This window comes from Rothia sp. HMSC066G07 (genome assembly GCF_001814485.1).
In the GTDB taxonomy this organism is placed as follows: Bacteria; Actinomycetota; Actinomycetes; order Actinomycetales; family Micrococcaceae; genus Rothia.
This window is the reverse complement of record NZ_KV816926.1, coordinates 176,394-203,014: the sequence shown is the minus strand read 5'-3', so window position 1 is coordinate 203,014 and position 26,621 is coordinate 176,394. Positions and strand designations below refer to the sequence as shown.

The 26,621-nt window shown below is 58.8% G+C and carries 23 protein-coding genes and 1 tRNA gene; 8 read left to right on the top strand and 16 right to left on the bottom strand.

Annotated elements, in window-relative coordinates; genetic code table 11:
- Positions 1 to 465: 465 nt before the first annotated feature.
- The 9 genes from rlmB to HMPREF2971_RS05755 form a co-directional block, all read right to left on the bottom strand.
- Positions 466 to 1,452, bottom strand: coding sequence for a 23S rRNA (guanosine(2251)-2'-O)-methyltransferase RlmB (gene rlmB, locus HMPREF2971_RS05795; RefSeq protein WP_005507146.1), 987 nt, complete (start codon positions 1,450 to 1,452; stop codon positions 466 to 468).
- Positions 1,453 to 1,547: 95 nt separating this feature from the next.
- Positions 1,548 to 2,966 carry a cysteine--tRNA ligase gene (gene cysS, locus HMPREF2971_RS05790; RefSeq protein ID WP_070691862.1) on the bottom strand — a complete coding sequence of 473 codons (1,419 nt, stop codon included), beginning with the start codon at positions 2,964 to 2,966 and terminating at the stop codon, positions 1,548 to 1,550.
- Positions 2,967 to 3,048: 82 nt separating this feature from the next.
- Positions 3,049 to 3,531 (bottom strand): 2-C-methyl-D-erythritol 2,4-cyclodiphosphate synthase, encoded by a 483-nt coding sequence (ispF, locus tag HMPREF2971_RS05785; protein WP_065423904.1) that lies wholly within the window; start codon positions 3,529 to 3,531, stop codon positions 3,049 to 3,051.
- 73 nt (positions 3,532 to 3,604) lie between these two features.
- A complete protein-coding gene (ispD, locus tag HMPREF2971_RS05780; protein ID WP_070691861.1) occupies positions 3,605 to 4,348 on the bottom strand; it encodes a 2-C-methyl-D-erythritol 4-phosphate cytidylyltransferase in 744 nt (247 codons plus the stop codon).
- Positions 4,349 to 4,363: 15 nt separating this feature from the next.
- Positions 4,364 to 5,047, bottom strand: coding sequence for a response regulator transcription factor (locus HMPREF2971_RS05775; RefSeq protein WP_005507150.1), 684 nt, complete (start codon positions 5,045 to 5,047; stop codon positions 4,364 to 4,366).
- A gap of 41 nt (positions 5,048 to 5,088) precedes the next feature.
- The gene (locus tag HMPREF2971_RS05770; protein WP_012904157.1) at positions 5,089 to 6,231 is read right to left on the bottom strand and encodes a sensor histidine kinase; all 1,143 of its coding nucleotides are present in this window, start codon (positions 6,229 to 6,231) and stop codon (positions 5,089 to 5,091) included.
- A gap of 167 nt (positions 6,232 to 6,398) precedes the next feature.
- A complete protein-coding gene (locus HMPREF2971_RS05765; protein ID WP_012904159.1) occupies positions 6,399 to 7,136 on the bottom strand; it encodes a phosphoglyceromutase in 738 nt (245 codons plus the stop codon).
- 220 nt (positions 7,137 to 7,356) lie between these two features.
- Positions 7,357 to 7,674, bottom strand: a complete 318-nt coding sequence (locus HMPREF2971_RS05760) for a DUF2516 family protein (protein WP_049340347.1) — start codon at positions 7,672 to 7,674, stop codon at positions 7,357 to 7,359.
- Positions 7,675 to 7,722: 48 nt separating this feature from the next.
- Entirely contained in the window at positions 7,723 to 8,925 is a 1,203-nt protein-coding gene (locus tag HMPREF2971_RS05755) for a trans-sulfuration enzyme family protein (RefSeq protein WP_049361797.1), read from the bottom strand.
- 160 nt (positions 8,926 to 9,085) lie between these two features.
- Here HMPREF2971_RS05755 and tmk point away from each other — a divergent pair, with 160 nt between their 5' ends.
- Positions 9,086 to 9,802, top strand: a complete 717-nt coding sequence (gene tmk, locus HMPREF2971_RS05750; protein ID WP_080973384.1) for a dTMP kinase — start codon at positions 9,086 to 9,088, stop codon at positions 9,800 to 9,802.
- Positions 9,799 to 10,941, top strand: coding sequence for a DNA polymerase III subunit delta' (locus HMPREF2971_RS05745; RefSeq protein WP_070691860.1), 1,143 nt, complete (start codon positions 9,799 to 9,801; stop codon positions 10,939 to 10,941). Before tmk ends, HMPREF2971_RS05745 begins: the two co-directional genes overlap by 4 nt.
- 126 nt (positions 10,942 to 11,067) lie before the next feature.
- On the opposite strand, the gene HMPREF2971_RS05740 is transcribed toward HMPREF2971_RS05745, so the two are convergent.
- From HMPREF2971_RS05740 to manA, 3 genes are all read right to left on the bottom strand, one after another.
- Positions 11,068 to 12,423 carry a PFL family protein gene (locus HMPREF2971_RS05740; RefSeq protein ID WP_049340341.1) on the bottom strand — a complete coding sequence of 452 codons (1,356 nt, stop codon included), beginning with the start codon at positions 12,421 to 12,423 and terminating at the stop codon, positions 11,068 to 11,070.
- Between the two features lie 10 nt (positions 12,424 to 12,433).
- Positions 12,434 to 12,703, bottom strand: a complete 270-nt coding sequence (locus HMPREF2971_RS05735) for an ACT domain-containing protein (protein WP_049340339.1) — start codon at positions 12,701 to 12,703, stop codon at positions 12,434 to 12,436.
- A gap of 299 nt (positions 12,704 to 13,002) precedes the next feature.
- Positions 13,003 to 14,190: a mannose-6-phosphate isomerase, class I gene (gene manA, locus HMPREF2971_RS05730; RefSeq protein ID WP_070691856.1), complete on the bottom strand. Its 1,188-nt coding sequence runs from the start codon at positions 14,188 to 14,190 to the stop codon at positions 13,003 to 13,005.
- 137 nt (positions 14,191 to 14,327) lie between these two features.
- Between manA and HMPREF2971_RS05725 the strand changes: the two genes are divergently transcribed.
- Positions 14,328 to 15,734 carry a phosphomannomutase/phosphoglucomutase gene (locus tag HMPREF2971_RS05725; RefSeq protein ID WP_049346696.1) on the top strand — a complete coding sequence of 469 codons (1,407 nt, stop codon included), beginning with the start codon at positions 14,328 to 14,330 and terminating at the stop codon, positions 15,732 to 15,734.
- A gap of 134 nt (positions 15,735 to 15,868) precedes the next feature.
- On the opposite strand, the gene HMPREF2971_RS05720 is transcribed toward HMPREF2971_RS05725, so the two are convergent.
- The 3 genes from HMPREF2971_RS05720 to HMPREF2971_RS05710 all read right to left on the bottom strand — a co-directional run bounded on the left by HMPREF2971_RS05720 (position 15,869) and on the right by HMPREF2971_RS05710 (position 20,360).
- Complete coding sequence (locus HMPREF2971_RS05720; RefSeq protein ID WP_049340333.1) at positions 15,869 to 17,050, bottom strand: FAD-binding oxidoreductase; 1,182 nt, start codon at positions 17,048 to 17,050, stop codon at positions 15,869 to 15,871.
- Positions 17,051 to 17,679: 629 nt separating this feature from the next.
- The gene (locus HMPREF2971_RS05715; protein ID WP_070691854.1) at positions 17,680 to 18,150 is read right to left on the bottom strand and encodes an RrF2 family transcriptional regulator; all 471 of its coding nucleotides are present in this window, start codon (positions 18,148 to 18,150) and stop codon (positions 17,680 to 17,682) included.
- A gap of 359 nt (positions 18,151 to 18,509) precedes the next feature.
- Positions 18,510 to 20,360 (bottom strand): phosphoenolpyruvate carboxykinase (GTP), encoded by a 1,851-nt coding sequence (locus tag HMPREF2971_RS05710; protein WP_070691852.1) that lies wholly within the window; start codon positions 20,358 to 20,360, stop codon positions 18,510 to 18,512.
- Positions 20,361 to 20,859: 499 nt separating this feature from the next.
- Here HMPREF2971_RS05710 and HMPREF2971_RS05705 point away from each other — a divergent pair.
- The 5 genes from HMPREF2971_RS05705 (at position 20,860) to HMPREF2971_RS05685 (ending at position 25,807) form a co-directional block, all read left to right on the top strand.
- Positions 20,860 to 20,935, top strand: a tRNA-Arg gene (locus HMPREF2971_RS05705).
- 399 nt (positions 20,936 to 21,334) lie between these two features.
- Positions 21,335 to 22,972, top strand: coding sequence for a DNA repair protein (locus HMPREF2971_RS09450; protein ID WP_070691850.1), 1,638 nt, complete (start codon positions 21,335 to 21,337; stop codon positions 22,970 to 22,972).
- Positions 22,972 to 24,237 (top strand): cell wall biosynthesis glycosyltransferase, encoded by a 1,266-nt coding sequence (locus tag HMPREF2971_RS05695; RefSeq protein ID WP_070691848.1) that lies wholly within the window; start codon positions 22,972 to 22,974, stop codon positions 24,235 to 24,237. The genes HMPREF2971_RS09450 and HMPREF2971_RS05695 overlap by 1 nt, the downstream gene beginning before the upstream one ends.
- Positions 24,238 to 24,530: 293 nt before the next feature.
- Positions 24,531 to 24,851, top strand: a complete 321-nt coding sequence (locus tag HMPREF2971_RS05690) for a 2Fe-2S iron-sulfur cluster-binding protein (RefSeq protein WP_005507166.1) — start codon at positions 24,531 to 24,533, stop codon at positions 24,849 to 24,851.
- Positions 24,852 to 24,853: 2 nt separating this feature from the next.
- Entirely contained in the window at positions 24,854 to 25,807 is a 954-nt protein-coding gene (locus HMPREF2971_RS05685) for a DUF4232 domain-containing protein (RefSeq protein ID WP_070691846.1), read from the top strand.
- Positions 25,808 to 25,947: 140 nt separating this feature from the next.
- On the opposite strand, the gene HMPREF2971_RS05680 is transcribed toward HMPREF2971_RS05685, so the two are convergent.
- A complete protein-coding gene (locus HMPREF2971_RS05680) occupies positions 25,948 to 26,535 on the bottom strand; it encodes a malonic semialdehyde reductase (RefSeq protein WP_070691844.1) in 588 nt (195 codons plus the stop codon).
- Between the last annotated feature and the right edge of the window lie 86 nt (positions 26,536 to 26,621).

Below are 26,621 nucleotides of genomic sequence, written 5' to 3'. Positions count from 1 at the left end.
CAACCCGAAAATGGGTGAAGTGGGACACAAGTGGGGCCTTGAAAGGGTCTCAAACACCCTCACAGACACCAAACCGCCTAGTCAGCACAGGATAAGCTCCTCAAAAGCTCTTTGAAAAAAGTTTAAAAACCTTCAAAAGACCCCGAAAAACCTGCAGAAGCTCCCTGAAGAGCCCATATAGAAGGGCAGAAAAGCCTCTCAGCATCAAGAAGATAAGAAGAGAAGACGGGAAGAAAAGATGGGAAGAGGGGCTCCGCCCCCTCCCCCATCTCTGTATCCCGCATATCTGTACCGCTGCACTTCCCCGTTCTGTACCTCCCAGTTCTGTAGTCTCCCTATATATGAGCACCTATATATGGGGAGAGCACAGAAAAGGAGGGCACCCCCTCACGGGGCGCCCTCCTTGTTCAAGCTATAGGGTTCAAGCTACAGAGCTACAGCCCGTAGCTCGCAAGCTTCAAAACTTTAGTTCGCGGAAGCGCGACGACGAGAAACATCGTACAGAGTAATACCCACAGCCATCGCCGCGTTCAAAGACTCCATCGCAGAATCAATCGGAATCGACACAATCTGATCGCAGTTCTCAGTCACCAGGCGGGACAAACCCTTACCCTCAGAACCAACCACCACGCACAGCGGCTCATTCGCAAGCTCCAGAGCCGGCAACTCAATATCGCCGCCGCCATCCAGACCAATCACGAAAATACCCTGCTCCTTAGCCTGCTGAATCACGCGAGTCAGATTAGTCGCCATCGCAACAGGAATACGAGCAGCCGCACCAGCACTAGTCTTCCACGCACCAGCAGTCACAGCAGCCGAACGACGCTCAGGAATAATCACGCCATCACCGCTAAACGCGGACACGCTACGAATAATCGCACCCAAGTTACGCGGATCAGTAATACCGTCCAAAGCAACAAACAGCGGCGGAGTCGACAGCTTACCCGAGTGCCAACGCTCCATAGTATCCAGCACCAGGTCAGTAGCGTCCGGATACTTGTACGGAGGAATCTGCATCGCAACACCCTGATGCACAGAACCATCAGTCAAACGATCCAGCTCGCTACGCGGAATCTCCAGCATCGGAATATTGCGCTTATTCGCAATAGTCATGATCTCGCGAACGCGGTCATCAACCTCAACACGGCTCATGATGTACAAGTGCTTCGAGGGAATCTCAGTACGCAGAGCCTCAAGCACCGCATTACGACCAGTCACCAGCTCATCGCTAGCACGCTTACCGCCCAGACGAGTCTGGAACTTACGGTTCGTACCGGTAGCAGCACGACGCTCAGCCGCGCGCTTCATCTTATACGCCTTGTGATAAACGCGGTCCTCAGCCTTCGGAGTAGGGCCTTTACCCTCAAGCGCCTTACGGCCGTGACCACCAGTGCCCTTAGTAGCACCCTTCTTCTTGCTGGTAGCGCCCGGGCGCGAACCTGCCTTAGCCATTCTTCTCTTCCTTCGTCAAAGTAATGAATACGAGTCTACGCGAGAGAAACCCGCGCGACCTAAGCCTTACGCACAAACGCGGGGCACATCACCCTCTAGCCAACGCTCCAGCTCGAACCATTCGCGCCATCCTTCACCTGCACACCAGCAGACGCCAACAGATCACGCATCGCATCAGCCTTCGCCCAATCCTTCTGAGCACGAGCATCAGCACGCTCCGCCAACACAGCCTGAATCAGCGCATCCAGAGCCTCATGCTCAGCACCCGAAGTGCCCTCAGCGTTAAAGCTCATCAACTGCGCCAAGCCCAGAACCTCAGCCATAGCCATCACAGCATTCGCCGCCTCCGAAGCATCCTCACCAGCAGCAAGCGCCGCATTACCCGCACGAGTCTGCTCATGCAGAACCGCGAGAGCACGCGGAATATTCACGTCATCATCCATAGCCTCAGCAAAAGCCTCCGGAACCTCACGACCCGGTTTCAGCACATCCTGAGCTGCAGCAAGGAACGCCTCAATACGCTCAATAGCGGTTGCCGCCTCCTGCAGAGACGACGGACGGTAATCAAGAATCGAACGATAATGCGCACTACCCAGGTAATAACGAACCACCAGCGGACGAGCCATCTGCAGCATCTGCGCCGGCGAAATCGTATTACCGATAGACTTCGACATCTTCTCACCCTCATAGGTGACCATGCCGTTATGCATCCAGAAGTTCGCGAAATCATCACCAGCAGCAGTCGACTGCGCCAGCTCATTCTCATGGTGCGGGAAACGCAAATCCAAACCGCCACCGTGAATATCGAAACGCGAACCCAAATACTTACCGGCCATCGCCGAGCACTCCAGGTGCCAGCCCGGACGGCCGCGACCCCACGGAGACTCCCACGAAGCAGTCAGCGGCTCACCCTCCTTATAGCCCTTCCACAGGGCAAAATCGCGAGGGTCACGCTTACCGCGCGGATCAGCATCCGCAGAATCCTGCATATCCTCAACGCTCTGATTCGTCAGCGCACCATACTTATCCCACGAACGCACATCAAAATACACGTCACCAGAATCATCCAGCGCAGGATACGCGTGGCCACGCTCAATCAGACGCTGAATCAGGGCAAACATCTCCGGAATATGACCGGTCGCGCGCGGCTCATAGGTCGGCGGATCAATACCCAGCGCCGCATACGCCTGAGCAAAAACCTTCTCAAAACGGTACGCGAGCGCCCACCACTGCTCATTCGGGAACTCACCCTCAAAACCGGGCTCCATAGAATCAGCAGACTTCGCCAAAATCTTGTCGTCAATATCAGTGACATTGCGGACCGTCGTCACCTTCAAACCGCGGTAACGCATCCAACGGCTCAACTGGTCAAAAACCAACGCCGAACGGATATGGCCCAGATGCGGTTCACCCTGCACCGTAGCACCACAATAATAGATACGCGCCTCACCGGGCACGACGGGCTCAAACTCACGAATAGTCGCGGAAGCTGAATCATAAAAACGCATAGTCACACTCTCATTCTACGGGGTCGGCTCAGACGCCGGGGCGGTAAATCAGCGATAGGTTACAGAATGGCTCGAAGCAGCCAAACACCTACGAACGCGGGTACACCAACGCCGTCGCAATAGCAGCCACACCCTCGCCGCGGCCCGTCAAACCCAAACCATCAGTAGTCGTCGCAATCACCGTCACCGGAGCACCCGCCGCCTCGCTCAGCACACGGTTCGCCTCATCACGGCGCGGAGAGAACTTCGGGCGGTTACCCACCAGCTGAACGCTCACATTACCAATCTCAAAACCAGCAGCACGCACAATCGCCGCAGCCTCAGAAAGAATACGAACACCAGAAGCGCCCTTCATATCCGGGCGGTCCACACCGAAATTAGAGCCCAAATCCCCCGTGTCGGAGGCGGCAAAAAGAGCGTCCGCAGCAGCATGAGCCACCACATCACCATCAGAATGGCCACTCAAACCACGCTCACCCGGCCAATGCAGACCAGCAATATACAGAGGAGTGCCCTCTTCGCCAAAAGCGTGGACATCAACACCGGTACCAACACGAGGAATAACAGTCATCACAGGACCCTTCAATCGATCAAACATCTTCTCAGCAGCAGTGCCTCCGCAAAAGAGGCGTTAGGCGGCAAGCTTAGGCAGCAGAATCACCAAACAGCGCGCGAGCAACCCGCAAATCCATCGGAGTCGTCACCTTAAACGCATCCGCATCACCGGCAACCGTCAACACCGGCTCACCCGCCGCCTCCATCGCCATCGCATCATCAGTCAACAGCTCAGCCTCCTCAGCAGGCAGGGAACGGCTACGCTCATGTGCCGCCAACAGGGCAGCCACCTCAAAACCCTGAGGAGTCTGCACCGCACGCATCTGCGCACGCGAAGGAGTACCCGTCACCAAACCAGCAGAATCCACGGTCTTCACCGTATCCACCACCGGCAACACAGGAATCACCGCACGCACAACACCCTGCGGGCTCTCAGAACCCAAACCCTCAAGCACGCGGTGATACACCTGCGGCGGAGTAAAAGCACGAGCGCAATCATGAATCAGCACATAATCCACCGGAACCTGCGCATCCTTCAAAGCATCCAACGCCGCAACCACCGAAGCAGTACGCGTATCACCACCGGTAGTAATCAACGCACCGGCACGGCGGGCATCCTCCAAAAGCTCCGGGCAACTCGCCGAACAATCAGCAGGAACAGTTACCACCACATGCTCAGCAACACCCGAAGCGAGCGCACCCTCCAACGCATAATCCAGCAAAGTACGACCATGCACACGCACAGCAGCCTTCGGGATCGGCTCACCCAGGCGAGTACCCGAACCAGCCGCCAAAACAATCACAGCAGTATTCGCCGCAGAAGCAGAACTCATCAGTCTCAAGCCCATCTACGCCTCGAACTTATAGCCCAAGCCGCGAACCGTCACCACATACTGCGGGGCAGAAGAATCCGGCTCAATCTTCGAACGCAGACGCTTAATATGCACGTCCAGGGTCTTCGTATCGCCCACATAGTCGGCGCCCCACACGCGCTCAATCAGCTGGCCACGAGTCATCACACGACCCACATTGCGCAGCAGAATCTCCAGGAGCTCAAACTCCTTCAGCGGCATAGAAATCTCTTCACCATTAACCGTCACCACATGGCGGTCAATGTCCATGCGCACCGGGCCGCCCTGCAGCACCGACTCAGTAGCAGAATCAGTTTCCGCCGAACGACGACGCAACACCGCGCGGATACGAGCAATCAGCTCACGCGCTGAATACGGCTTCGTCACATAGTCATCAGCGCCCAGCTCCAGACCGAGCACCTTATCCAGCTCAGAATCCTTAGCGGTCAGCATGATAATCGGGACCGAAGACACCTCACGCAGCTTACGGCACACCTCCATACCGGACATGCCCGGAAGCATCACATCCAGCAGCACCAAATCCGCGCCCTCGCGGTCGAACACCGGCAGAGCATCCAGACCGTTGTCCACAACAATCGTCTGGAAACCCTCACGACCCAGCAAAAACGCAAGGGGATCCGAGAGGGCCTCTTCGTCCTCAACAATCAGAATTTTAGACATCAATAACTTCCTTCGATTCCATAAAACCTATACCGCTAACACTACACTGCGGCCGGAGGCTCGTTCAGCGGCAACGCCAACGTAAACGTCGAGCCTTCCTGCGGCATCGACCGAACCGTCACGCTACCACCGTGCTGAGTCATCACATGCTTCACAATGCTCAAGCCCAAACCAGTGCCGCCCGTCTGACGCGAACGAGCCGGATCAACCCGGTAAAAACGCTCAAAAATACGCTTCTGCTCGTCCTCCGGAATACCCACGCCCTGATCAGCAACCTCAACCAGCAGCTGATCAGCCACACGGTGCACCCAAATATCCACCTTCGTATGCTCCGGCGAATAACGCACCGCGTTCTCCACCAGGTTCTGCACAGCAATACCGAGCAGCTCGGCGTCACCGTACACCTCGGGGACCTCCTCGATGCGGGTAGAAATCTGAATGTCCTTCTCCTCCGCCACAATATGCGAACGATCCACCGCATCAGCCACCAAAGAAGGCACCGACACCGGACCACCACGCGCAATCACATCGGTCGACTGCAGACGCGAAAGCTCAATAATGTCACGCACCAGCGCAGACAGGCGGCGCGTCTCCTTATGAAGACGCCCCACAAAATACTCAATCGCCTCCGGGTCATCACTCGCCTGCTCAATAGCCTCAGCCAATAGACTCACCGCACCCACCGGAGTCTTCAACTCATGCGACACATTCGCCACAAAATCATTACGCATACGCTGCACACGAGAAATTTCAGTACGGTCATCCGCAAGCACCAGAATGTACTCGTCGCCCAAAGAAGCCACGCGAACGTCCAGCACCAGCGCCTCACCCTCACCGCGGTCAATTTCAAAAGTACGCTCCGCAAAAATACCGCGATGACGCACCGTGCGAATCATATCCGCCAGCTCATCAGACGCCACCGTATGGCCACGCACCAGACCCATCGCATAAGCACCCGGAGAAGCCTGAACCACGCCGCCCACCTCATCAATCACCAGGTAAGCGCGGCCAATCACAGCAAGCACCTGGGCAGCACCATCACGCAACGCCGGCGCCGACACCAAGCTACGCTCCTGCTCCCGCTCACTACGCGCCACCGCGTTCATGCTCAGGACGCCCACCAGCAGACCTATCATGCCCGCGATAAAGGCGATCAGACCGGCATCCATGTACTTCCCTTCCATTCGGGTACCCCATAAGTATAAATGTGGCCGATACCCAGCACTTGGGCGAACGCCCCTCTTCTCAGACAGGCTCCCCGTGCAGAAACCCTGCAGAGAACGCAATGAGCCGCCCACCTCAACGGTGGACGGCTCATCACAATGACAGGGGTGAAACCCTGCCGGAGGTATTACTTGCCCTGGTTTGCTACGGCAGCAATAGCGTCCTTAGCAGCCTCGGGGTCCAGGTACTCGCCAGCCTTGACGGGCTGGAAGTTCTCATCCAGCTCGTAGTACAGCGGAATACCGGTGGGGATGTTCAGGCCAGCAATGTCCTCATCGGAAATACCCTCGAGGTGCTTAACCAGCGAACGCAGGGAGTTACCGTGTGCAGCAACCAGAACGGTCTTACCTGCTGCGAGGTCGGGCTTGATGTCCGACTCCCAGTAGGGAAGCATACGGCCCAGAACGTCCTTCAGGCACTCGGTGCGGGGAGCGTTCTCAACATCCGCGTAGCGGGGGTCGTTTGCCTGCGAGTAGGGGTCGTTGTCGTCCAGCGGGGGCGGCGGAACGTCGTAGGAACGACGCCAAGTCATGAACTTCTCGTCGCCGTATTCCTCGCGGATCTCGGACTTGTTCTTACCCTGCAGAGCACCGTAGTGACGCTCGTTCAGGCGCCAGGTGCGCTTGACGGGAATCCACAGACGGTCTGCTGCATCCAGTGCAAGGTTTGCGGTGTTGATTGCGCGACGCTGCAGGGAGGTGTGAACAACATCGGGGAGGATGTTGCGCTCTGCCAGCAGCTCGCCGCCGCGCTTAGCCTCAGCGCGGCCCTTATCGGTCAGGTTAACGTCCACCCAACCGGTGAACAGGTTCTTTTCATTCCACTCGGACTGGCCGTGGCGCAGGAGTACTAGTTTGTAAGTCATACCTCTATTTTTTCATTTACCCGCCGGTTTGTCATGCCTCAAAGCCTAGAAAATATGCATTCTCCCAAAAATTTATAAGGGTCTTTTCCACCAGAACGAAAGGCTCAAAAACCCCGCCAGAAAAGGGAAAAGCCCCGCACACCATCCGACCGGGACAAACCCGTCAGACAGCGCACGAGGCTTCACCATCTATCGCACAAAGCGAGCGCAAAAGCTAACGCTAGAAACGGCGGCGACCCACCGAAGGCCACACACCAGCCAGGAACACGCAGCTAATCACAGCAGCAATCAGCTGAAGAATCAGCACGCTATTACCGCCGCCAGTCACCGCAGCAAAAACGCTAAACAGCGACACCGCAGCGGAACCACCGGTCAAAGCCAGCCACGTGTTCTTCGGGCGCTTACCAGCAAAATCGTAAGCGTTAGCCGGAGACGACCACGCACGAACAAAAGCCAGCACACCAACCACAGCGCCGGCAACAGCCAGTAGCACATCGATAAGAGTGGTCACATAGATGACCAACAGAATAGGAGACATAGTATTCCTTAGAATCAGCAGCTTCTCTAGACAACCCTAGCAAAGTGCCTAGCGGACAGCCTTAAAGGCCTCAACCAAGTCATTGTAAAGGTCATCGACGTTCTCAATACCTACCGACAGGCGAAGCAGGGATTCGGGAATCGAATCCGGCTCGTTACCGTGGCGACGGCGACGCTCCACGAGAGACTCCACGCCGCCCAGAGAGGTTGCCGGGGTCCACAGCTTCAACGCCTCCACGACGTTACGGGCACCCGATGCGTCGGTATCCAGGGTGACGCACAAAATCGCACCGAAATCGTCCATCTGCTTCTTCGCAACCTCATGACCGCGGTCGCTCTCCAGACCCGGGTAACGCACCTCAGTCACGAAGGGGTGCTCACTCAGACGCTCTGCGAGAACCTGCGCGTTCTCTACAGCACGCTCCACGCGCAGCGCCAGGGTGCGCAGACCGCGCAAACCAAGCCACGCCTCCACCGGACCGGGGATTGCGCCGTTGGTGATGCGGTGGTGCAGCATCGCGTTGTACAGCTCCTCATTCGAGGTCAAGGTCATACCCAGCAGAACATCAGAGTGGCCCGCAAGGAACTTCGTAGCGGAGTGAACCACTACGTCTGCACCCAAATCCAGGGGACGCTGCAGAATCGGGGTTGCGAAGGTGTTATCCACCGCGGTCACAATGCCCAGGCGGCGAGCAGCAGAAAGCAGGGCAGGCAGGTCAGCAACCTCAAGCATCGGGTTCGTGGGGCTTTCCAGCCACGCCAGGACCTTCGGTGCCGAGTAGTTCACGTTCTCCGGGGTCACGCCGGTGCGGGATGCGGCATCCTCCATAGCGGCGATAACGCTCTCGGTGTCTTCAATGTCCACGCGAACGAGCTCAATGATGCCACGGCGCTCCAAATCTTTGCACAGGGTCACCGACGCCATGTATGCGTGCTTCGGAATCAGCACAATGGAGCCAACCGGCACCAGGTCGATCACAGCAGCGACAGCAGCCATACCGGAGGGGAACAGCAGACCGGGCTGGGTAGCGTTCTCCAGCTTCGCCACAACCTCTTCCATGCCCTCCCAGGTGGGGTTCGAGAAGCGGGCGTACACGCGGTCCTGCTCAATATTGACGGCGTCCACACCGCGGTAGGTGGAAGAAAGAACAATCGGAGGGTTCACCGGCGCGTCATGCTCGTGTGCCGGGCGGCCGCCAGAGACGACGAAGGTCTCTGCGGAGTAATTCATGTCGTGGTTATCTGCACTCATGTCTTTAAGCCTGGCACACCCGCGCCCAGAACGCACGCCCACGCCGGTAACAGAGGACAGGATTTACATGTTTTTTACCTACAGGCACACTCAGCGTTGTTCAGAACCGTCGCCAAAGCCACACCGAGGATTTGGGCAGACCCGGTACCCTTAAGAAGTGATGGATACTCTCAGCTACACCCCCGATGCGCAGAATCTTCCCGCCGACCCGACCGGTCGCCGCGGGCTTTTTATCGTGGTTGAAGGAGGCGACGGCGCCGGCAAAACCACCCAGCTCGCTCTGCTGGATGAAGCACTACGCGACCGCGGATACCGTGTCATCACCACCCGCGAACCCGGCGGCACCGAGATTGGCGAAAAGCTGCGTGCCCTCGTCCTTGAAGCGGGTCAGGGTACCATTGACGACCGCACCGAGGCGCTGATTTTCGCGGCATCCCGCGCGGCTCACGCCTCCCAGTTGATTCGTCCGGCGCTCGCTGAGGGCGCCATCGTGCTGAGCGACCGCTATATTGATTCTTCTGCCGCGTACCAGGGCGTAGGCCGTGACCTGGGTGTTGAAACCATCGTCGATTTGAGCCGCTGGGCTACCGCCAATCTGGTGCCCGACGCGACCCTACTGCTGAGTGTGCCGTTGAGCGCCGAGCAGGAGCGCATGGATCAGCGCGGCACCGTCGACCGTATTGAGGCTGAAGGCGCCGCGTTCAAGGCCCGCATTCACGGTGCGTTCGAGCAGATTGCCCGCGAGGACGCTAACGGCTCGCACCGCATCATTGATGGTGTGGGCACGATTGAGCAGGTGCACGCGCGCGTGCTCGAGGTGATTGAGCCTCTGCTTGCCCTCCGCGAGCTGGTCCGCACCGGTAAGGAGGGCTCATGAGCCTCTGGGATACCCTGCTGATTCCCGCCGATAAGCTCCAGCAACTACGCACGGATGCCGCTGCCGCCCGCCCCACGCACGCTTGGCTTTTCACGGGCGCGATCGGTGCGCCTCACCGTGAGGCTGCAAAAATTTTCGCTGCCGCGCTACTGTGCGAGCAGCCCGACCCGCAGAACCGCGGATGCGGCCAGTGCAAAGGCTGCGTGACCGTCATGAACGGTTCGCACGCAGATTTTACGCACTTTAGTACCGAGGCGACGCACATCAGCATTGATGAGGCGCGCGAGCTGGTCATGAAGGCTCAGGACCGCCCGACCGTAGGTCGCTGGCGCGTGATTCTGGTGGAGGACACCGAACGCATGCCGGAGCGTACCTCCAATGTGCTGCTGAAGGCGATTGAGGAGCCGCCGCCGCATACGATTTGGTTGTTGACGGCGCCCTCCCCCACCGATGTGCTGGTGACGATTCGTTCGCGGTGCCGTCCGGTGCAGTTGCCGGTTCCCACCGATGCGCAGGTGCACGAGTACCTACTGGCGCACGGTGTGGCTGATCCTTTGGCGCAGCGTGCGGCGCGTCTGGCTCTGGGTGATGCGCAGGAGGGGTACCGTCTGGCGACCGATGAGCAGGCGATGGCTCGTCGGGAGCTGATTACCTCCCTGATTCTGAATGTTCGTTCTATTTCTTCGGCTTTCAACGCAGCCGAGAAGCTCACCGACCTTGCCGACCAGGACGCACAGGCTGTCTCCGCTCTCAAGGATGAGCAGGAACGCCAGGAGCTTCTGGCACTGCTGGGTATTCGCGAGGGTGAGCGTGTTTCGCCGTCTCTACGAGCGCAGGTTCGCCGCTTGGAGGAGCAGCAGAAGCGCCGCGCTAAGCGCGTTTCATCCGATACGCTGCTGCGTTCCGTGGCGCAGGTTCAGACGGTTCTGCGTGATGCGTTGACGGTGGCACTGTCGGCTCAGGCTCCGCTGGTCAATGAGCATTTGCGTGAGCTCCTGGAGGCGTTCTGCACCCGCCGTTCCGCCCAGCAGCTGCTGGAGGATGTGCAGGCGGTCGAGCTGACTCTGCGCCGCCTGCGGACGAACGCGAATGCGCGTCTGGCGCTTGAGGCGTTGATGAGCCGTTTCGTGTATCAGTAGCTTCTTGGTAGCTTATACAGCACAAAGGGGTACAGCACAAAGGGGAGGCACCGAAGAGATAATCTTCGGCGCCTCCCCTTTTCTATTGGTTCTCAGCGCCCCTAGAGCTTAGTTGTGGGCTCGAGCTTAGTTGCGGAAACCGTGAACCGGCGACGGAATACGACCGCAGCGGGCGATGAACGCCTCCGCGCTGGGGGTGTGGGTGGGCATGACGGGTGCTCGACCGAGCAGGCCACCAAATTCGACCATGTCGCCTACGCCCAGGCCGACCGCCGGGATGACGCGAACCGCGGTGGTCTTGTGGTTCATCACGCCGATTGCTGCCTCGTCGGCAATCATTGCGGCGAGGGTCGCGGCGGGGGTGTCGCCGGGAACCGCGACCATGTCCAGGCCCACCGAGCAGATGGCGGTCATCGCTTCAAGCTTATCGAGGCTGATGTGTCCGGCGGCTGCGGATTCAATCATGCCGATGTCCTCAGAGATCGGGATGAAGGACCCGGAGAGGCCGCCGACATTTGAGCACGCCATGAGGCCACCCTTCTTCACCGCGTCGTTGAGCAACGCGAGTGCCGCAACGGTACCGTGGGTACCGACGGTTTCCAGACCCATTTCCTCGAGGATGTGTGCGACCGAGTCGCCAATCTCTGCGGTGGGCGCCAGGGAGAGGTCGATAATGTTGAACTGCACGCCAAGGCGTTCAGCGGCGAGGGTACCGACCAGCTGGCCAACGCGGGTAATCTTGAAGGCTGCCTTCTTGATTTCTTCTGCACAAGTGTCGAAGGATTCGCCGCGGACCTTCTGCAGGGCGCGGTGTACCACGCCGGGGCCGGAGACACCCACGGAGATGGTGGTGTCTGCCTCCTGAACACCGTGGAATGCGCCCGCCATGAAGGGGTTGTCGCTGACGGCGTTCGCGAAGACGACGAGCTTGGCGCAGCCGAAGCCGTGTGCATCCGCGGTCAGGTCTGCGGTGGCGCGGATAGTCTCGCCCATGAGCTTGACTGCGCTCATGTTAATGCCGGCTCGGGAGGATCCGATGTCTACGGAGGAGCAGACCACGTCGGTTTCTGCGAGCGCTCGCGGGATGGAGCGAATCAGCTTCTCGTCGGCGGGGGTCATGCCCTTATCGACGAGGGCGCTGAAGCCGCCGACGAAGTTCACGCCGACTGCCTTCGCAGCTGCGTCGAGGGTACGAGCGAACTCTACATAGTCCTCGTCGCCGGAGGCGCCTGCCACCAGCGCGATGGGGGTGACGGCGATGCGCTTGTTGACGATCGGGATGCCGAGCTCAGCTTCGATACCTTCGCAGACGCTGACGAGGTTTGCGGCGCGGTTGGTGATCTTGTCGTAGATTTTGCGGCGGGCTACTTCGCCGTCGGAGTCGGCGCAGTCGAGCAGGGAGATGCCCATGGTGACGGTGCGAATGTCGAGCTTCTGCTCCTCGATCATTCGGATGGTTTCTAGAATATTGGTGTTGCGCATCAGTGGAGCCCTAGATGGCGTGCATTGCTTTGAAGATGGATTCTGCCTGGATGCGAATCTGCACCTTCTGTTCATGCTCGACACCGATCATGGCTTCCTGCAGATCGATGAGGTTCTGCTGCGCTTCGTCGAAGGAGCAGTGCATGATCATGGTGAAGTATTCGCCCATGATGGTCTGGGAGACGTCGAGGACGTTGACCTTACGCTCGGCGAGGGTTGCGGTCACGGCAGCGATGATGCCTTCGTGGTCGATGCCTGTGACGGTGAGGATGATCTTCACAGTGTTCTCCTAGCGGTTTGGGGCTGCGTACCTGAGGAAGAGGTGCATAAAGGCACAGGTATACGCATATTTATAAGACCAATTATAGGTTACTCAGAACACACTGTGCAGGGTAGACACAAAAATATCCCCTGCATCCCATATTCGGGGCATAAAAAATCCACGCCTTCCCGGTCTGAATAAATACAGGGAAGAACGTGGATTCTTTATTATGTGCCAGTCTTGATGTATCTTTCGACACTCCTTATATCTGGCTAGATTATAACTGTCTAGAAGTTTTAGTTATCGAGGATTATTTCCTAAACATAAGAAGCAATGTACAGCTCGCCATTACCGCTCAAGGTTGCCTCGGAGGGCTCACCCACGTGCAGTACCGACTCGGTGGCGCCCAGCACGAACTCTTCGGTGCCGTTGCCGTCTGCCGCGTGAATGGTGATTTCACCGGATACGCTCAGTGCGGCACTAATACCCTCAAAGGTGTATTCCTGCGGCTTGCCCTCTTCAACGCGGATGCGGGTTACGCTCATGCGCTCATCCCACATGGCATAGGTGCCCACGGGTGCGTTATCGGGGGTGGGTTGCTGAATCACGGGGGCGTCCTGGCTTTCGCCGAGAACCTTGATGAGCTCTTCGGTGTCGATGTGCTTTGCGGTCAGACCCGCGCGCATCACGTTATCGGAGGGGTTCATCAGCTCAATGGCGGTACCGGAGACGTAGGCGTGCACCTGGCCGTCGGGGGTGAATGCGGATTCGCCGGGTGCCAGGTGCACCAGGTTCATGACGAATGCGACGAGCAGGCCGCGGTCGCCGGGGTACTTGCCGGCAACGATCTGCACGAGCTCCGCGGCATCAGCAATAGCAGCGTTTTCGGAGTCGGTCAGCTGTGCTGCCGCCTCGACAAGCTGCTCAACAGCCGCGGTGGCGGTCTCTTCGGGCATGCGAATAATCTCGGTCAGCAGCTGCTTGGGGGTAAGCTCCACGCGCTCTGCCAGCCAGTCAGCTTTGAATGCCCTCGCCAGTTCTGCCAGCTGCGCGGAGGTGCGCACACCGGTGAGCACACGCATCGGGGTCAGCGCAATGACGGTTTCGGGCTTGGAGTAGCGGTCCTTGTAGTTGCGGTGCGGCGCGTCAATCGCGATGCCGCGTGCCTGCTCGTCCTCGAAGCCAGCAATAGCCTGCTCGGGGGTGGGGTGCACCTGAATCGACAGGGGTGCATCAATCGCAAGGATCTTAAAGAGGAAAGGGAACCAGTCGGAGGTACGGTCCGGGCGCAGGAAACGGGAGGGCTCAGCCTGAATCAGTTCGTTGAGCGGGGACTCGGTGCCGTCAACGGTTGCGCGGGAGGGAGCAGCCGGATGCGCACCAACCCACACCTCAGCCTCGGGCTGCTCGGTGGGTACGGGCACGCCACGCATGCGTCCGAGAATTTCGCGGGAACCCCACGCATAATTCTGAATCTGGTTTTTTAGGGAAAAAATCTCACCCATGGGGGAAAATACCTCTCGACGTGAGTTGTTTGAAGCAAGTGACGTGATAAAAAACCCATACATTCAGCGGAATTTATAAGGTTTTACCAGCCCATTATAGAGGCTACTTGCACTTCTTTACCGCTAAAATAAAAGGCGTGACTACTATTAATCTACATGACTCATTCAAAGCGTACGACGTGCGTGGCATCGTCGGCGAAACCATTACCGCAGAGACTGTTCGCGCTACTGGCGCGGCTTTCGTAGACGTTCTGGGCCTGGAGGGCCAGACCATTCTGGTCGGCGGCGACATGCGCCCCTCCTCCCCCGAATTCATGGATGCATTCGCCCAGGGTGCAACCGCTCGCGGTGCAAATGTTGAGAAGATCGGTCTGATCTCCACTGACGTTCTGTACTTCGCATGTGGCGTTGAGAACGCTGCCGGTGTTACCTTCACCGCTAGCCACAACCCCGCAGAGTACAACGGCATGAAGATGGCTAAGGCTGGCGCTGTTCCTCTGTCTTCCGAGTCCGGTCTGTTCGATATTCGCGACCTGGCTCAGAAGTACCTGGATTCGGGCGAGATTCCTTCGGTTGAGAAGGTTGGCACCGTTTCTGAGAAGGACATTCTCAAGCCTTACGCAGAGTACCTGCGCAAGCTGGTTGATCTGTCTTCCATCCGCCCCCTGAAGGTTGTTGTTGACGCTGGTAACGGCATGGGTGGTATGACCACTCCCGCTGTTCTGGGCGACACCATCCTGCCGGGCCTGCCCCTGGAAATCGTTCCCCTGTACTTCGAGCTGGACGGCACCTTCCCGAACCACCCCGCTAACCCGCTGGAGCCGGCTAACCTGGTTGACCTGCAGAAGGCTGTTGTTGAGCACGGTGCTGACATTGGTCTGGCATTTGACGGTGACGCTGACCGCTGCTTCGTCATCGACGAGAAGGGTGAGCCTGTCACTCCTTCCGCTGTGACCGCTCTGGTTGCTGAGCGCGAGATTGCTCGTGCGAAGGCAGAGGGTAACGAAGAGCCCGTCATCATCTACAACCTGATCACCTCGAAGGCTGTTCCTGAGCTGGTTGAGAAGCTGGGCGGCCGCGCAGTGAAGACCCGCGTGGGCCACTCCTTCATCAAGGCTGTTATGGCTGAGGAGAACGGCGTTTTCGGTGGCGAGCACTCCGCTCACTACTACTTCAAGGACTTCTTCAACGCAGACACCGGCATGCTCGCTGCAATGCACGTGCTGGCTGCTCTGGGTGGTAGCGATGAGCCTCTCTCCGAGATCAGCGCGAAGTACTCCCCGTACGTTGCTTCCGGTGAGATTAACTCCGAGATTGAAGACAAGGCTGCCGCTGTGGACCGCGTGCGTGCACACTACGCTAACGCTCCCGTGGTTGTTGAGGACTCCGACGGCACCACCTTCACCAACACCGAAGAGGGTTGGTGGGTTAACCTGCGTCCTTCGAACACCGAGCCTTTCCTTCGCCTGAACCTTGAGGCACCGGATGTTGCGACTATGGAGCGCGTCCGCGACGAGGTTCTGGCTCTGGTTCGCCAGGCCTAGTCTTTCGTAGACATTCTCTCTTCTGCTCTTTGAGCAGTTGAAATATAAAGATCCCGCCCGCAGATTGTTTCTGCGGGCGGGATCTTTTTATTAAGTTCCAAGAAACCTAGCGGACGAGCCGGCTTACGGGGTTTTTACGCCTCGCGTGCCTGGTCGTGGAGCATCCACTGGTCGGGGCCGAAGATCTCGTAGTTGATGTTCTTGCCGGGAACGCCTGCCTCCACCAGTGCGGAGCGTACGCCCTGCATGAAGGGCAGCGGGCCGCAGAGGTAAACGTTAGCGTTGGAGGGAACGTCCAGCTTGGAGACGTCGACGCGGCCGGTGTAGTCGCCACCCTCACCCTCGATGAAGGAGACGAGGCGTGCGTTGGGCAGCTTGCCGACGAGCTCGGTGAGCTCTTCGCGCAGGGGCCAGGTGTCCAGGCGGCGGTCTGCGTGGACCACGGTCACGGGGCGCTCGGAGCCCTTCTCAACCAGCTCGGAGAGGAAGCTGAGCATGGGGGTGGTGCCAATACCTGCGGAGAAGAGGTACAGGGGTGCCTGGGGGTCGCCGAAGCCTTCCAGGGTCAGGTCACCGTAGGGGTTGGAGACCTCGACGACTGCGCCGACTTCCAGCTCGTGCAGGATGGAGGTCATCTCGCCGTTGGGGTCGAGCTTCACACCGATGCGGCGCTGGTTCTTTTCGCTGGGCAGCAGGGTGTACTGGCGTGCCTGGCGCAGACCGTCACGTGCGGGAACGATGATGGAGATGTACTGGCCGCCCTTGGACTCGGTCATGGGGGTCTCGTCGGCGGGCTCGAAGGTCAGCACGACAACGTTCTCGCCGGTCTCCTTGCGCTCAACGAGCTTGAAGGGTGCGAACATGACGTCGTTTGCCTGAGAAGCGTACAGGCCCTTCTCCAGCTTGATGAGGGCGTTGCCCATGAGCCAGTAGACCTCGGTCCATGCCTCAACGATTTCGGGGGTTGCCAGGTCGCCGAGGTTAGCGGCGATTGCCTCGAAGAGGTACTTGTAGACGGTGGGGTATTCTTCTTCCTTCAGGCCCAGGGATGCGTGCTTGTGGGCCACGCGGGAGAGGACCTCGTCCGGGTAGGAGTCCGGGTGCTCGACAATGTAGGAAGCGAATACTGCGATGGAGCCAGCCAGTGCGCGAGGCTGAGTGCCTTCAAGCTGGGAGGAGCGGGAGAACATGCCGTCCATCAGGTCGGGGCGGGCGGCGAACATTCGACGGTAGAAGTCGGGGGTGATGTCGTTAATGCGCTCAGCAATGATGGGCAACGTTGCCTCAATAATGGGGCGGGACTTCTCGGAGAGCATCGGTGCGTGCCTTCTTCCTGTGTGGTCACCTCGGTCATTGTGGCGAGGCCCCTCAATATCGGTGTTGCGGGGCGTTCACTCAGACAGCTTAGTTGGTGACAGAGTGTTTATAAAGCACCCTTACCGTAGCATTTTGCGGGGTGCTTGCGCTGAGTGCAGGTCACTTTCTGAGGGATATTGAGGGGTCTAGGTGAGACTTATGGTTCAGCTTGACTCAAAGAGAGAGCCGAGCGTCACACTATATATTTTCAGCACTCCCTTTGAGTTCGCCGCGTGACTAGCCCCGGAGTGTGCATAAAAATTCTGGCATGGAAATATATTTACTATGGAAAGTATGCGGTGCGGTGCAAAAATGAATATGGTCACATTTTCCGCATTTGAAAAGCGAATTTGCAATATTCTGCACTTACTGCACAATTTCGGGGTTTGCACAGGTGCCAACAACCGCGCACGCAGAGTCAAAAACACTCCCCCGCGGCCTTCAAAACCCCCACGAAACACCCCCGCGCGAACCGCCTAACAGTCCCCCGCATCAAGCGCAGAAACACCCTAAACTCCGTATTAAAAACTCTGTGGAGCCTTCCACTGAAAAGCTCCACAGGTATCACGTATCTCTTGAATACTTACGACTAGCGCGCAGGCAACGCGTTCTCCGGAGGCGCAAAGCCCAGCTCAACAAACACCGGACCCACGGGGCGCGCACCGGCAGTCAACTCGCTAATCACAACCGAATCCACCGAAGCATAGAATGCCTCACGCGCCTTTGCCAGCACATTGCGCAGGCGACAGAACTTATCGAGGGGGCAGTGGCCATTCTCGTCCTCGCACTCAATCATGGGAATATCGCCCTCAGTAGCGCGAAGAATAGTGCCGACAGTCGCAGAACGACCCGCATCCGAAAGCATGACGCCACCGGCGCGACCGCGAGTCGAGTCCAGGTAACCCATGTTCACGAGGAAAGCTACAGCCTTCGCCACGTGGTTGTAGGGGGTGTCCACACCTTCAGCGATCTTCTGGGTGGAAAGCTTCTGACCGGGCTCCAGGGCAGACAGGAGCATCAGAACGCGGAGCGAGACATCCGAGAATGCTGTCAAACGCATGGATACTCCTTCTAATCTCTCGTGCCACCACATATCAGTACATGTAACAGCGGATATGCGCAGCTCGTGAAAGCCATGCGCATTCAAAAATCTTACATTGGAATTGTATAGGGGTGATAAGAGAGGCAAGAAATTATAACCAGCTGCTTCTGTGCCCCAACCACCCCGGCGGGGATTTTAAAGTATTTCTCAAGAGCAAGTGGACTGCATAGCCTTGCACTCACACTGTTGAGAGAAAACTTATCATTCCCCCCAGCTGACGGGGATTCAAATTTCCCCCAAACAGAAGGAAGGAGCGGAATCTCATCGGGAGATTCCGCCCCTCAAGGCGCTAAACCTTAGGTATTAGCTGGAGTGTCTTAGTCCTCCAGAGCCTTCGCCAGAGCGTCGCGCTGTTCGCGAACCTCAGCAGGCAGCTTGTCGCCGAACTTCTCGAGCCACTCGTCGATGCTGGGCAGCTCAGCAACCCATTCTTCCTTCGAGACAGCCAGAGCAGCCTTCAGTTCTTCCTCGGAGATTTCCAGACCGGTCAGGTCCAGGTCTTCCTTGGTGGGAACGGTGCCCAGGAAGGTCTCCTGGCCGCCAGCCTTGCCGTCGAGGCGGTCGCAGATCCACTTCACAACGCGAGAGTTCTCGCCGAAGCCGGGCCATGCGAAGCCACCGTCGGGGGTACGGCGGAACCAGTTGACGTAGTAGACCTTCGGCATATTCTCAGCGCCGTGCTTCTTGCCCAGGTCCAGCCAGTGCTTGAAGTAATCACCAGCGTTGTAGCCGATGAAGGGCAGCATTGCCATCGGGTCGCGGCGAATCACGCCGACGGCGCCCTTAGCAGCCGCAGTGGTCTCAGAGGACAGAGTGACAGCGCGGAAGACGCCCTGCTCCCAGCTCTCGGACTCGGAAACCAGGGGGATGGTGGTCTTGCGGCGACCGCCCAGAACGATAGCGCTCAGCGGCACACCCTCGGGGTCGTAGTACTCGGGAGCGAGCATGTCGACCTGGGATGCGGGGGTGCAGAAGCGGGAGTTCGGGTGAGCTGCCGGGCGGCCGGACTCGGGGGTCCAGTCCTTACCGGTCCAGTCGGTCAGGTGTGCGGGAGCCTCATCGGTCTTACCCTCCCACCAGACGGAGCCGTCGTCGGTCAGTGCAACGTTGGTGAAGATGGTGTTGCCCTTGGCGATAGCCTTCATAGCGTTCGGGTTGGTGGAGTAACCGGTGCCCGGTGCCACGCCGAACAGGCCAGCCTCGGGGTTGACCACGCGTGCCTGGTGGTTCTCGTCGAACTCAATCCATGCGATGTCATCGCCGACCATCTCAGCCTTCCAGCCGTCAATGGTGGGTTCCATCATTGCGAAGTTGGTCTTGCCACATGCGGAAGGGAACGCTGCGGAAATGTAGCGAACCTTGCCCTCGGGGTTGGTGACCTTCAGAATGAGCATGTGCTCTGCCATCCAGCCCTCATCGCGACCGATAACGGATGCGATACGCAGTGCGTAGCACTTCTTACCGAGCAGTGCGTTACCGCCGTAGCCGGAGCCGAAGGACCAGATTTCGCGGGTCTCGGGGAACTGGACGATGTACTTCTCGGGATTGCAAGGCCAGGGGACATCTTCCTGACCGGGCTCCAGGGGTGCACCAACAGAGTGCAGAGCCTTGACGAAGAAGCCGTTGGTCTCGTTCAGCTTGGCAAGAACGTCCTTACCGATGGTTGCCATGATGCGCATGGAGCAGACAACGTATGCGGAGTCGCTGAGCTCAACAGCAATCTTGGGGTTCTTAGCCTTCAGAGAGCCCATGACGAAGGGAATGACGTACATGGTACGACCGCGCATGGAGCCCTCGAACAGGCCGGTCAGGGTCTGCTTCATTTCGACGGGGTCGCGCCAGTTGTTGGTCGGGCCTGCGCCCTCTTCGGTCTCGGAGCAGATGAAGGTGCGCTCCTCGACACGTGCAACGTCGTCGGGATCGGAGAAAGCTGCGTAAGAGTTCGGGAATTCGTGATCGCTGAGGCGAACGAAGGTACCGGCGTCAACCAGTTCCTGTGCCAGGCGGTCATATTCTTCCTGGGAGCCATCGACCCAGTAGATGTGTGCGGGCTGGGTCAGTGCCGCAACCTCGCGAACCCAATCCAGGAGGCCCTGGTGGGTGGTAGGTGCGCTCTGCAGCTCCTTTTCGAGTTCGGCAGAGAGAGTACGAGTTGAGGTGTCAGCCATTGACATTTTCCCCTTCAATCGGTGGCCCGGATACTACATTGATCCGGTTAGGTCTGCGGTAACAAAGAAGCAGTTAAACACTACAAGCGTGCAAATAATCGTGAATATGCACGCTTGGACAGTCTCCACTTCCTCGTGATGCTTACAGAATAACGCATTAATGGTCTGTAGAGCTTTCTATAACGCCATTTCTTAAGTTCTGCGCATCACATTCTTAGAGTACGAGAAGATTTCTGTAAAGAATTTTTAGGTCGTATGGCGGGACCCTTCGGGGATTTTAGGGGCCTACAGCACCGGTTTTAGGGTGCCGAGAAAATATTTTGAAAAAATTTTACGCCACCAAAAACCCCGGAATCATGCGGTAAAACAGGGCATTATCGAGTCTTTCGGAGGGGATTTTGGGTCAATTTCGAGTTTTTCGGCTTGCGCACCCTTGGAGACATCCGTATAGTAGTACCTGTTGCCGCGACGGGTTGAAGAAATCCGAAGCGAGGAACATGCGCCTGTAGCTCAACGGATAGAGCATCTGACTACGGATCAGAAGGTTGGGGGTTCGAATCCCTTCGGGCGCACCACCGATCCCCGGTTCTTTGGAACCGGGGATTTTTTGTATGCCCTAGAAGATATGCCCCAGAAGATATGCCCCGGAAGACACGCCCGGGAAGACATCTTTGGGAAACAAGCACGCAGAAAAAGCTCTGACACAAGCCCCGGGCAGGGCTCAAGCCACTGCACAGTACAACATGTTGCAGTACGACACGCCGCAGGCTCTAGCTAGGTGTAGCAAGGACGCTTCACCAGCTGACGCTGCCCCATCCGTGCCAAAAACCGCGCCCCAAAGCACCCCAACCTGTGAATCCACAGATTTATGCTCCCAGATGACGTGCCCCGGGGCACACCCGCCAAAAAACGCATAGGATGGAAAGAGGACCCTCCACACATAGGCTGGAGAGCAGACAACGCGAAGGAGCACTATGGCACAGCTATCCATTCCGCAGTCCCTGATAGGTGCACTCATCGATATAGCCGACCTTGGAACACTCGACTACTTCCCGCCCACCGAACGATGCGCCCACTGGTCCCTCTATGACGCGCAGCGCCAGGAGCTCCTCTGCCCCTGCACACCCGCCGCCAACACCACCGCGGAGAAGCTCTTTGAGGCCGCGGCGAAGATTCTCTACGAGAATTTCCCGCGATATATCGATTCGCCCGAGGAAATCATTCCTTATACTTCCCGCCAGGAACTCGTTGCCGCCCTACGCCGCGGCGATGAGGAAGCCAGCGACACTAAGCCTGCTGAAGAGGAACAGACCGACCTGCAGGCAACCGAAGCGGCCGAAGCCTCCATGGCTGAGACTCCCGTCGCAGAGGCCAACGAGGGTGTAGTGAGTGAGGACGCCGCGGTGAGCGCAACCGCTACTCCCCAGCCGGCAACCCCGAAGCCTGCGGCGCCGAAGCCGGCGCCCTCCCCCGCGCTCTTTGCCGCCCGCGCGGCACAGGCACCCGCCCCGACTCCCAGCCCTGCTCCCAGCGTGCCGGAAGAAGCATCTGTGGAAGCACCCGCAGAGGCAACAGCAGAAAAGACGGCTCCTATACCGACGCCCGCCACGGTTGCTCCCGCAGCGCCGAAGCCCGCTACATCTGAGCCCGCTGCGCCGAAACCTGCAGCTCCGAAGCCTGCAGTGCCGACTCCCGGTGCGCCCTCCCCCGGCATGTTCCGCAAGTCCACGCTGACCTACCGCCCGCCGCGCATCGAAGAGTACCTGGAGGGTCTGCGTGCCCGCCAACAGGCTGCCGAAGCCGCAGAAGCTACCCATACGGCAGCAGCTACCGAGCAGGCACCTGTTGACGAGTTGCCCGTGCTCAGCCAGTCCCTACCGAGCGCGCCCGTAGCCGAGCCGACCGCTCCAAAGCCTGCCGCGCCGAAACCCGGTGCACCGATGCCTGCCGCGTCCACCCCGAGCGCGCCCGCAGCAGAACCGGTAGCCGCCGCACCTCGCGCCATTACCGCCGAGGACCGCGAACGCAGCTACCGACTGCGCCCGAGCCTGCGCGCCCGCCTCGAACGCGAAAACATCAGCGAAGAACTCGTGCGCACCATCCTGTGCGAAGGTGAAGCCGAACGCATCAACGACTGGACGATTCGCTTCACGCACGACGACTACCGGGTGGACGTGAACACCGCCTCCGCAGAAGTCATCACCGTCATCGACGAATACGACGCCGACTACAACGAAGCGGCACAGGCATCCCTGGCTCAGGGCAAATATAACTCGCTCAACGCCCTGGAACTCGAATTCAGCGAGCGCGCCCGCACCTTCTTGAAGAAGAACCCGCCGTTCGTTTTCGATCTGATGCTTCAGGCGCTGAGCAGCCCCGAAAGCGTGCGCATGGCTGAAGGCTGGACCCGCATCTACGCGGCGCAGGGTCTGGAAATTGCGATTTCACCCGATGAGCGGACCGTTCTGGCTCTGGCGAAGACCCCGGATTTCCATGTTCTGCACGCGGAAGCCCTGCGCAAGGCACAGCTGGAAGAGCTCAGTAATACCCTGGCGAAGCAGGCAGAACATCAAGTAGCTCGGGCAGAAAACACCACCAAGGAGGAGAAATAATGTCCGCTAAGCAGATTACCGTTCCTCTTGAGGTGTACGTTCGCCTGCAGGAGCTTGCCTCCCTCGCCGCCTATAGTTACCGGGATGAGCAGGGCACCGAAGAGAGCCCTGCACACGATAAGCCGTGGGATTTGCTCTCCAAGGACGGCGCCTCCCTGCTCGATGAGGACGGCGCGCTCAAGCCCGAAGCGGCAGAGCTCTACTTCACCCTCCTACCGCTCATCGCCCAGGAATTCGTGCAGCAGCAGCAGGCACTCGTGGACGCGTACCGTCAGGCACCCAAGCCCGCCGCCGCACGCGCCAAGATTCGCCCCTCCAACCAGCGCCTCATTCCGCTGACCGAGGTGCCGCTGGAGAACCAGCGTATTGCCGCGCGCATCGAGAAGGAATTCTACGGCGACGTGCCACCGCGCCGCCGCATCTACGGTGTGCTCCCCGGCGTGATGGATTACATGATGCGCCACGGGCTCACCTACGAGCTACTGCTGGACATCATCGAATCGCCCGCAAGCACCGTGGTTCAAGAGAGCGCGCAGGAGAACCGTTACGGCCGCGAAGTCACCCTCTACACGCATGAAGAGGAAGGCTACCAGGTGGTGCTCAACCCCCTGACCGCCGAAGTGCTCGCGCTGCGCCCGCTGCAGGCTCTGGCGGGAGGCTACCAGCTCTCCCCCGATGCTCAGGCACAGCTGAAGGCGCTCGGTCTGACCGGCGAGTACATTGCCCGCATCCTGGATGAGGCTGAGGACCGCCGCCCAATTCCCGGCAGTAGCCGCACCGTGTACTCGCTCAACGGCTACCAGGTGGAGTTCTCGCACTCCGACCAGCAGGTAATCCGTATTAGCCGCGGCACCGCGCCCAGCCGTAACCCCTTCGAGTCGCAGCCGAGGATGAGCGGCACAAAGAGGCAGCGCGGCCGCAAGATCCCGCACGATGTGGATGCGTTCGTGCAGCTGTTGCAAGAGCACGGCTTCACCATCACCATGGGCGGTAAGCACTACGATATTCGCCACGAGAAGCTGGCTCCGGGTCAGAAGGCGGTCACCTCCGTGACCCCCTCAGATTCGCAGCGTTGGCACCTGAACTCGGCACGCCAGATCCGCAATACCTTCGGTATCGACCTGCGCTACGCCGACCCGCGCGATAGCGTACGCGGTATTGTGCGCGGTCCCGGAGGAAGCGTCCAGAATTCCGATAACCACAGCACAGAAAAGCAGGACGCCGAGAAGACTGCGGAGAAGACGGCGGAGAAGGAATCCGAGTAGGTCTTCGTCACAGTTGAAGCATAGCCGTTGAAGCGCGCCCGCGTGCCGGTTCTTTATACTGCCCCCAGCATGTCTTTGCATCTGGGGGCAGTATTCATATGCGCCTATATCCCGCGTTGTCAGGGCAATACGGGGTAGACTGGGGGCAATACAGACATGCTACTCAGCATAAAAATTAATATGCGTTCCCGTGATATGCGTGACGGTAGGGTTGGGGATGCGCCACAAAGTACGGTGAATAACAGCCCCTACCTCTACAATAGAAACGCATCACTACAGAAGAAGGAGAACGCATGGGCGTAACGATTAAGGTCACTGACGAAGCAGGCGTAAACTACGACATTCAGTGGGAAGACCACCACACCCTCCTGGAGGCCCTCCAGGCTAACGGCGTGCCGGTCCTCGCAACCTGCGGTGGTAACGCATCCTGCGCTACCTGCCACGGCTTCATCGACCCCGAGCACTTCGAGGCTTCCGGTGAGCGCACCGAAGCTGAGCAGGACCTGCTCGACATGGTCGACGATGTCGCCAACGAGTACTCTCGCCTGTGCTGCCAGGTCGAGTACGCCCCCGGTATGGACGGAGCAGAAATCCAAATGCAGGCGGCGATGTAACTATGTTCAAATCGGCTCAGGTACTCGCATCAACCACCCTCCTCTGTTGCGTGCTAGCGCTCAGTGGATGCGGCGCGTCCCAGGCCGGTCAGGAAGCTGAAGGCACCTCGGCACAGCCGAGCGCTTCGGCTTCGGTCAAGCCCGGCACAATTCGAGTAGCCTCCGACGGGGCTACCCCTTCGGTGAGCCCGGGCTCCATTACCGTGGTGAACTCCCCCGACGCGGAACACCACGAGTCTTCCTCTGAGCACTCCGAGTCTTCCTCCCACACCGAGACTCACGAGTCGAAGCAGAGCTCTGACTCTCGCTCTTCTGGGTCCTCCCACGAGGGTTCCGAGCAGAACAAGTCGGACGACTCTGATTCTCAGCAGGATTCCCAGAAGAGCTCAGACTCGTCTTCGCAGTCGGGTTCTCGCTCTTCGGGCAACTCTTCGAACTCCTCCGGTTCCTCGAACTCGTCGAATTCTTCCAACTCCTCGAATTCTTCGAGCTCTTCGGAGAAGTCCTCTAACTCCTCCAACAATAACGCTGCTGAGGGACCGACCCAGTGCGATCTGGATGACCTGAACATTTCGGTTGCTGTGGGAGAAGGCTCCCCCGGCGCCCGAAACTACACGCTGTACTTCCAGAACTCCTCGAATTCTTCTTGCACCCTGCGCGGCTACCCGCGTGTGGTTCATGCGGGCTCTTCGGGAACCTGGGTCGGCCGTGAGGCATCCGCCTCTGCTGAGTACATGAACCCTGCGGGTGTGACCCTCAACCCCGGCGATAGCACCACCGCGGTGCTGCGTTCGGTATACCCGGCACGCTTCGGTGACGATTGCGGCAGCCGCCCGGTTCAGGGCTTCCTGGTGGGTCTTCCCTCCGGTTCCGGTGGCGTGATTGTTCCGCTGGATACAACCGCATGCTCCTCGTCTGTTCCGCAGCTGTCGGTGGGTCAGTTTGGTGCCCGCTAACGCGGCGTTGCAGAGGTGACAACATCTCTGGCACGTCGTGTGCGCATATAGTTCAAGGGCGGTTCCCCGCGATGGGGAACCGCCCTTGAACTGTCTATAAACCTAGGGTTTAGCTTTAGCTATACTGCATCCGCTTGCTCTTAGAGGGAGCGAGCGACCTCGTCGTGGCTGAAGCGTGCACCGCGCGGGTACTCGGGAGCCTCGCCGTGGCCGAGGTTGACGACCAGGAAGGGGATTTCTGCGTTGTCCGCGAAGAATTCCTTCTTGATGCCGGCGAAGTCTGCGCCGGTCATGGGGCCGGCATCCAGACCGAGGGCGCGGATTGCGGTGATGAAGTAGCCTGCCTGCAGGTGAGCGCTCAGCTCAGCGGCGGGGGTGGCGAGCTCTTCGGTGGTGTAGAAGCCCTTGATGAAGCCGGCAGCGTTGGGGTTGAAGGTGTCAGCGTGCTCTACCCAGTTTGCGTCTGCGGAGAGAATCGCGGTGACCGGTGCCGCCTGAGTCTTAGCCTTGTTGCCGTCTGCCAGGTGTGCGACGAGGCGCTCGCGTGCCTCGGGGCTCTTGACCCAGGTGATGCGCAGGGGCTGGCTGTTGAAGGCGGTGGGGCCGTAGAAGGTCAGTTCCTGGATGCGGCGCAGCTGTTCGTCGGTGACGGGCTCCTCGGTGAAGGAGGAGACGGTGCGAGGCTCGTGGAAGAGGTTGATGAGCTGTTCTTCGGTCAGGCGGGTCATGGTGGCGCTCCTTTGTGTTGTTCTCTCAGTCGATTACTTTACAAGTAAAACATTACGGGCTTGTTGGGAACCTGTCAAGCACATCT

What these genes read in the sequence shown, in the direction of transcription:
- HMPREF2971_RS05765 (WP_012904159.1), bottom strand. Translation starts at nt 7,136, where the DNA reads ATGACTTACAAACTAGTACTCCTGCGCCACGGCCAGTCCGAGTGGAAT.
- HMPREF2971_RS05760 (WP_049340347.1), bottom strand. Translation starts at nt 7,674, where the DNA reads ATGTCTCCTATTCTGTTGGTCATCTATGTGACCACTCTTATCGATGTG.
- HMPREF2971_RS09450 (WP_070691850.1), top strand. Translation starts at nt 21,335, where the DNA reads ATGGCACAGCTATCCATTCCGCAGTCCCTGATAGGTGCACTCATCGAT.
- HMPREF2971_RS05685 (WP_070691846.1), top strand. Translation starts at nt 24,854, where the DNA reads ATGTTCAAATCGGCTCAGGTACTCGCATCAACCACCCTCCTCTGTTGC.
- ispD (WP_070691861.1), bottom strand. Translation starts at nt 4,348, where the DNA reads ATGAGTTCTGCTTCTGCGGCGAATACTGCTGTGATTGTTTTGGCGGCT.
- HMPREF2971_RS05745 (WP_070691860.1), top strand. Translation starts at nt 9,799, where the DNA reads ATGAGCCTCTGGGATACCCTGCTGATTCCCGCCGATAAGCTCCAGCAA.
- HMPREF2971_RS05770 (WP_012904157.1), bottom strand. Translation starts at nt 6,231, where the DNA reads ATGGAAGGGAAGTACATGGATGCCGGTCTGATCGCCTTTATCGCGGGC.
- tmk (WP_080973384.1), top strand. Translation starts at nt 9,086, where the DNA reads ATGGATACTCTCAGCTACACCCCCGATGCGCAGAATCTTCCCGCCGAC.
- manA (WP_070691856.1), bottom strand. Translation starts at nt 14,190, where the DNA reads ATGGGTGAGATTTTTTCCCTAAAAAACCAGATTCAGAATTATGCGTGG.
- HMPREF2971_RS05680 (WP_070691844.1), bottom strand. Translation starts at nt 26,535, where the DNA reads ATGACCCGCCTGACCGAAGAACAGCTCATCAACCTCTTCCACGAGCCT.
- HMPREF2971_RS05710 (WP_070691852.1), bottom strand. Translation starts at nt 20,360, where the DNA reads ATGGCTGACACCTCAACTCGTACTCTCTCTGCCGAACTCGAAAAGGAG.
- HMPREF2971_RS05775 (WP_005507150.1), bottom strand. Translation starts at nt 5,047, where the DNA reads ATGTCTAAAATTCTGATTGTTGAGGACGAAGAGGCCCTCTCGGATCCC.
- HMPREF2971_RS05740 (WP_049340341.1), bottom strand. Translation starts at nt 12,423, where the DNA reads ATGCGCAACACCAATATTCTAGAAACCATCCGAATGATCGAGGAGCAG.
- HMPREF2971_RS05720 (WP_049340333.1), bottom strand. Translation starts at nt 17,050, where the DNA reads ATGCTCTCCGAGAAGTCCCGCCCCATTATTGAGGCAACGTTGCCCATC.
- ispF (WP_065423904.1), bottom strand. Translation starts at nt 3,531, where the DNA reads ATGACTGTTATTCCTCGTGTTGGTACCGGTGTTGATGTCCACGCTTTT.
- HMPREF2971_RS05695 (WP_070691848.1), top strand. Translation starts at nt 22,972, where the DNA reads ATGTCCGCTAAGCAGATTACCGTTCCTCTTGAGGTGTACGTTCGCCTG.
- HMPREF2971_RS05755 (WP_049361797.1), bottom strand. Translation starts at nt 8,925, where the DNA reads ATGAGTGCAGATAACCACGACATGAATTACTCCGCAGAGACCTTCGTC.
- HMPREF2971_RS05715 (WP_070691854.1), bottom strand. Translation starts at nt 18,150, where the DNA reads ATGCGTTTGACAGCATTCTCGGATGTCTCGCTCCGCGTTCTGATGCTC.
- rlmB (WP_005507146.1), bottom strand. Translation starts at nt 1,452, where the DNA reads ATGGCTAAGGCAGGTTCGCGCCCGGGCGCTACCAGCAAGAAGAAGGGT.
- HMPREF2971_RS05690 (WP_005507166.1), top strand. Translation starts at nt 24,531, where the DNA reads ATGGGCGTAACGATTAAGGTCACTGACGAAGCAGGCGTAAACTACGAC.